Raw genomic sequence first — 5,568 nt, 5'->3', positions numbered from 1 at the left:
CCCGTGCCGCCTCGCACGCCGATGCCGCCGCGGCCCGGGAGACGGTGACCGCGGTCAGCCTCGCCTGCACCGGGTCCGAGGGCTGCCTGCCCCGCTCGTTGGCCACGGCGCTGCTGTGCCGGGCGCACGGGCAGTGGCCGGTGTGGTGCGTGGGAGCGCGGCGGCTGCCGCCGTTCGGGGCTCACGCGTGGGTTGAGGCCGAAGGCGTACCGGTCGGCGAGGACCACCCGGCGGACTACTTCCGACCGTTCTTCACCGTGCCATGAGCGAGCGTGCCATGAGCGACCGTGCCGCGAGCGACCGTGCCATGAGCGCCATGACCCGCTCGGGCCTCCGCGAGGTCTACCGCGTGCTGCGCGGGCACCGGCGCGGGATCTGCGCCGCCGCGGCGCTCACCCTGACCGGCTCCGCGCTCGGCCTGGCGCAGCCGCTCGTGGTGAAGAACGTCATCCAAGCGGCGGGTGCGGGCTCGGCCGTCGCGGGCACGGTGGCGCTGCTTGTGGCGCTCTTCCTCGCACAGGCGCTGGTGCAGGCGGTGGGGCGGTACGTGATGGTGCGCACCGGGGAGGGGGTGGTGCTGGGTGTGCGGCTCAACCTCGTCGACCGGCTGCTGCGGCTGCCGCTGCGCACCCTCGACCGGCACCGCACCGGTGACCTGATCTCCCGTACCGGCACGGACAGCACGGCGCTGCGGCTGCTCATCGCGGAGGGCTTCACCGACGCGGTGACGGGGAGCATCGGGCTGCTCGGGGTGGTCGCGCTGATGCTCTGGCTTGACTGGCTGCTCTTCCTGGTCGTCCTCGGCATGATCCTGCTCGGCGCCGCGATGCTGACCACGGCGCTGCGCCGGATCGAAGGCGCCTCCCTCGCGGCCCAGCAGGCCACCGGCACCATGACCGCCGACCTGGAACGAGCCCTGGTCGCGCTGCGCACGGTGCGGGCCAGCCGGGCCGAACGCCGCGAGGCGGCCAGGATCGCCGAGCAGGCCCGCGCCGCGTACGCGGCCGGAGTGCGCGTGGGGCGGCTTGACGCGGTGGTCGCCCCGGCCGTCGAACTCGCCGTCCACGGCTCGTTCCTGGCGGTGCTCCTGATCGGCGGCGCCCGGGTCGCGGCGGGCGGCTCGGTCGCGGACCTGGCCGCCTTCCTGCTCTACATGCTCTACCTGGTCGAGCCGATCGGCGCCGTGTTCCAAGCGGTGAGCAACGTGCAGCAGGGCTCGGGGGCACTGCGCCGGATCACCGAAGTCCTTGAGCTGGCAGGAGAGCCGGAAACGGGCCAGGTCCCCGGCACGGCTCCGGCCCTCGCCGGGGGCCCGCTGCTGCAGTTCCGCGACGTGTGGTTCGGCTACGAGCCGCACCGGCCGGTGCTGCGCGGGACCACCTTCGACGTGCCGCAGCGCGGGCACGTGGCGCTGGTGGGCCTCTCCGGCGCGGGCAAGTCCACCGTCTTCGCGCTCACCGAGCGGTTCTACGACCCGGACCGCGGGCTCGTCCTCTTCGACGGCCAGGACGTACGCGATGTGCAACGCCACGCGCACCGCGCCCGGATCGGCCTTGTCGAGCAGCACTGCCCCGTGCTGCACGGCACACTCCGGGAGAACCTGATGTACGCGGCGCCGGACGCGGACGAGGGGGAGCTGCGGCGGGCCCTGGAGCTGGCGCAGCTCACCGAGCTGGTCGCCCAGCTACCACGCGGCCTGGACACAGATGCCGGCGAGCAGGGCATCGCGCTGTCGGGAGGCGAACGCCAGCGGATCGCGATCGCCCGCGCGCTGCTTGCCCGGCCCCAACTGCTGCTGCTGGACGAGCCCACGGCACATCTGGACGCGGTGAACGAGGCGGCGCTGCGCAGTTCGATCCGGGAGACAGCGAAGGAATGTGCGCTGCTTGTGATCGCGCACCGCGTGTCCACCGTGCGGGAGGCGGACGTGATCGTGGTGCTGGACGGGGGGCGGGTGGTGGCGACGGGGCGCCACGGGGAACTCCTGGCCGAGAGCGCCCGTTACCGCGCCCTGTCTCCCGGATAGGGCCGGCGGGCCGGGGCGCTGCGGGAAAGTGAAAGTGGCGGGGATCACTCAACTGCCGTGCAGATGCGCGTTGTTGCGCACGGATGAGCGGGTAGATCAGCGACATGCAGCTCATTCCCATGCAGCTAGGGCCGATCAACCCGGATGTCGAGAGTCTCGCCGTCGGAGTCGTGCTGTTCGGCTCCCTCTACGTCTTCGTCAGGCGCATGGTTCTCCGGGTCAACCGCGTACTCGAAGAGCGCGCCACGATCCTCGAAGGGGTCACCGGCGGACCGGCGGCGGAACTGCGGAGGGAGGCCGAGCGGATACGCGCCGAGCACGAGGCCACGCTGGCCGAGGCGCGTCACGAGGCCGCGCAGGTACGGCAGCAGGCCCGGGAGGAAGGCGCCGCCCTGATCGCCGCCGCCCGTGAGGACGGCGTGCGCGAACGCGACGAGGTGCTGGCAGGCGGGAAGGCCGGGATCGAAACCGAACGCGTGTCGGCGGAGGCCGAACTGCGCGGCCACGTCTCGGAGTTGGCCTCCGAGCTCGCGAGCAGGATCGTGGGGGAGCCGCTCGCCGCGGCGACGGGATCCGGCCGCTGAGGCCTGTCGGTCTGGCGTTGCGGGCGGCGTCGGGGCAGGCTCGCACCATGGAACTCATGGTGCCGGTCAAGGACGGCGAGGTCTGGGCGGAGGACTCTGGAGGCCCGGGAGGCGACGCGCTGCCGCTGGTCCTGCTGCACCCGGGAGTCGCGGACTCCCGCGTCTGGGACGGGATCCTGCCGCGCCTGGCGGAGGGCCGCCGGGTCATCCGCTACGACGCACGGGGGTACGGCAGCTCGCCCGCACCCACCGCGCCGTTCTCGCTCGTCGATGACCTGATCGCGGTCCTCGACCACTTCGACGTCGCCCGCGCGTTCCTCGCGGGGTCGAGCATGGGCGGCGCCACGGCCATCGGCCTCGCGCTCGCCGCCCCCGCCCGGGTGGCGGGCCTCGCGCTGCTGGTCCCCGGAATCACCGGCAACCCGGACTTCGCCATGGCGGAGTTCACGGCCGAGGTGGGCCGGCTCGCGGAAGCGGGCGACATGGACGGCATCGTGGGCCTGGTGAGGCGCACGTCGGCCGCCGCGGGGACCGGGGACGACCCTGAGGTGCAGGCGTTCATCAGGGCGGTGATCCCGTCCTGGTTCGCCGTTCACCCCCACCACGTGCCCGACCCGCCCGCCTTCGACCGGCTCGGCGAGCTCGACGTGCCGTGCGTCCTCGCCCTGGGGGAGCACGACGACCCCGAGGTGGTCCGCTGCAACGAGGAGATGGCGGCCCGCATCCCCGGCTGCCGGCTCGTGCGGCTGCGGGACAGCGACCACTTCCCGATCCTGCGCGAGCCGGACGCGGTCGCCGACATCATCATGGAGGCCTACGCGGCCACGCGGTGAGCGGATCCGGCAGCCCGCCGACGGGCTCGGTGGCCGACTGTCACAGCCCGGCGTCCTTGCCCCCGCACTCCGCGAGGAGCGGCGTCAGCGAGCGCGCACACCTGTGCCACCTTCCGCGCGGTCCCCGGCGACCCGGTGAACGCCACCTTGTCCACGTCGGCCTCCGCGAGCGCCTGCCCGGTCGATCCGGGCCCGGTCACGGTCTGGAGCAGCCCCGCGCAGTCCGGCACCGCGTCGTCGAAGCTCGACGCGAGCAACACCCCGGTGCCCGGCGTCAGTTCGGACGGCTTGAAGACGACCGCGTTGTTCGCGGCGAGAGCGTAGCCGATCGAGCCCATGGGGGTGTAGACGGGAAAGTTCCAGGGGCCGATCACTCCGACGACGCCCAGGGGGCGGTAGCCGAGCAGCGACCGCTGATGGACGGAGAGCAGCCCCGACGGCACCGGCGGCGACCGTCTGCGCGAGCTCGTCCATCCGCCCGGCGAGCGACCGCTTCCACGCGCTCTCCGGTGGCGGGGGAACGTACGAAGAAGGTGGCCATGATTCAGCGCTCCAGGGGTACTTCGTCGGGCAGCGGACGCACCGGACGGCCCTGAGCCCAGTGCGGGCCCAGGTCGTCGAGGGTGTAACCAAAGGGATACGACCGGGGTTTGGGCAGCGCGGGCCGCCGGTGCGGACGCGCGGGGAGCAGACGTACGAAGGCCGAGCGTGCCGCGCGCCGTGCGCCCCGTTGCCATCACGCGGAAGGCGGCGCTCGCGACCCGGCGGTTGTCCGGGTCGTAGGCGAACATCTCCGCTTCCATCGCGAAGCCGAACAGCACGGTGTCGTCGTACCGCTTCTGGCCTGCCCTCTCGAACTCCTGGGTGCGGTCGGAGATGCGGGACGTGGGGCGGGTGTGGGGCCTCAAGGACCACCATCTGCCGCCGGTGCTCCGCGAGCGGCTCGGCCTCACCTGGACCCCGCGCCAGAAGCGCGCCCTGCGCCGCTTCACACGGCTCGTCCGGGTCCTGATGGCGCTGGTGCCGCCGCCCTGCGGATCGCGGTGGCCCTGGCGGTCGCATACTGGAACACACATAAACCGGGCACCGACCGGCGGGCCCGCCGACCTCTGGGAGCCGCGTGATGCAAGACCGCCGCCAGGCTCCCGACCGCCGCGAGGCTGCCGAGCCCCCCGCGCCCGGCGGGATCCTGTGGGACATCGCGGGCGACGTCCGCGCCCTGCTGGCCCTGCCCGCCGCGCTCACGATGCAGGTCGCGCACCCCGCGGTGGGCGCGGGCGTCGACACGTACTCCGTCTTCCGCACCGACCCCTGGGGGCGCGGCGAGCGGTCGCTGCGGTCGCTGCAGACCTGGGTGTACGGCGGGCAGAGCGCGGCCGATGAGGGGCGCAGGCTGCGCGCCCTGCACAAGGACATTCGGGGCACGGACGTGCACGGCCGCGACTACCACGCGCTGACGCCCGCCTACTACGCGTGGGTCCACGCCACCGGGTTCCCCGTCTACCGCCACGCCCAGAAGTACCTGGGCCGCCCCTTCACCGAGGCGCAGGAGCGGCAGCTGTACGCGGAGTGGCTCCAGGTCGGCCGGATCCTCGGCATCCGCGACCGGGACATGCCGCAGACGCTCGAGGAGTTCTGGCCGTACTACGCGCAGATCCTCGCCGACGAGCTGGAGGAGACGGAGGTGGTCCGCGACCTCGTCGCCACGGACCGCCCGGTCCCACCACCGGACCGCGGCCCCTACCTGCTGCGGGTGACCCTGCGAGCCCTCTGGCCGCTGCTCCTGCCACCCCTGGCCCGCTTCCGCCGCTTCATCACGATCGGCCTGATGCCGCCGGACGCGAGGTCGGCCATCGGCCTGCCGTGGACCCCCGCCCAGGAGCGTCGGCTGCGCCGCTTCGGCCGGGTCGTGCGCATGGTGGTCCCACTCCTGCCGGAACGCCTCCGCTACCTGCCGCTGGCTCGCAGGGCTCGGGCCCACCGGAAAATCACCGGCTCCGCCGAGTTCGTCCTCAAACGCCGGACGGACTGAAATCCCGCCCCGCCCTACCCGGCGCGCTGAACCCCACCCACCCGCCCTCCCCAGCAGGGTCGCTGCCGGGCAATCGGGTGGGTGGGCGGGAAA

General features: G+C 73.3%; 5 protein-coding genes and 1 pseudogene. 5 read left to right on the top strand and 1 reads right to left on the bottom strand.

All coding sequences use genetic code 11. The annotated features are described in order from the left end of the window. From ABD378_RS26355 to ABD378_RS26340, 4 genes are all read left to right on the top strand, one after another. Positions 1–266, top strand: a 266-nt coding sequence (locus ABD378_RS26355; RefSeq protein WP_344524460.1) for a lasso peptide biosynthesis B2 protein, incomplete at its 5' end; no start/stop codon positions are given. 11 nt (positions 267–277) lie between these two features. Next, on the top strand, positions 278–2,026 hold the full coding sequence (locus tag ABD378_RS26350) for an ABC transporter ATP-binding protein (protein WP_344524458.1): 1,749 nt from the start codon (positions 278–280) through the stop codon (positions 2,024–2,026). A gap of 104 nt (positions 2,027–2,130) precedes the next feature. Further along, positions 2,131–2,610, top strand: coding sequence for a F0F1 ATP synthase subunit B family protein (locus tag ABD378_RS26345; RefSeq protein WP_344524456.1), 480 nt, complete (start codon positions 2,131–2,133; stop codon positions 2,608–2,610). A gap of 47 nt (positions 2,611–2,657) precedes the next feature. Beyond that, positions 2,658–3,443, top strand: coding sequence for an alpha/beta fold hydrolase (locus ABD378_RS26340; RefSeq protein ID WP_344524454.1), 786 nt, complete (start codon positions 2,658–2,660; stop codon positions 3,441–3,443). A 49-nt stretch (positions 3,444–3,492) separates the two neighbouring features. On the opposite strand, the pseudogene ABD378_RS26335 reads toward ABD378_RS26340, so the two are convergent. Next, positions 3,493–3,904 (bottom strand): annotated as a pseudogene (locus ABD378_RS26335) (aldehyde dehydrogenase family protein); the annotation flags it as partial. Between the two features lie 662 nt (positions 3,905–4,566). Between ABD378_RS26335 and ABD378_RS26330 the strand changes: the two are divergent. After that, positions 4,567–5,475 (top strand): oxygenase MpaB family protein, encoded by a 909-nt coding sequence (locus tag ABD378_RS26330; RefSeq protein ID WP_344524452.1) that lies wholly within the window; start codon positions 4,567–4,569, stop codon positions 5,473–5,475. Positions 5,476–5,568: the final 93 nt, after the last annotated feature.

It is taken from the genome of Streptomyces rectiviolaceus (assembly GCF_039533825.1).
GTDB classification, from domain to species: Bacteria; Actinomycetota; Actinomycetes; order Streptomycetales; family Streptomycetaceae; genus Streptomyces; species Streptomyces rectiviolaceus.
This window is presented reverse-complemented; position numbering and strand designations above follow the sequence as displayed.

Coding starts and splice junctions, on each gene's coding strand:
- ABD378_RS26330 (WP_344524452.1), top strand. CDS start 4,567: ATGCAAGACCGCCGCCAGGCTCCCGACCGCCGCGAGGCTGCCGAGCCC.
- ABD378_RS26340 (WP_344524454.1), top strand. CDS start 2,658: ATGGAACTCATGGTGCCGGTCAAGGACGGCGAGGTCTGGGCGGAGGAC.
- ABD378_RS26345 (WP_344524456.1), top strand. CDS start 2,131: ATGCAGCTCATTCCCATGCAGCTAGGGCCGATCAACCCGGATGTCGAG.
- ABD378_RS26350 (WP_344524458.1), top strand. CDS start 278: ATGAGCGACCGTGCCGCGAGCGACCGTGCCATGAGCGCCATGACCCGC.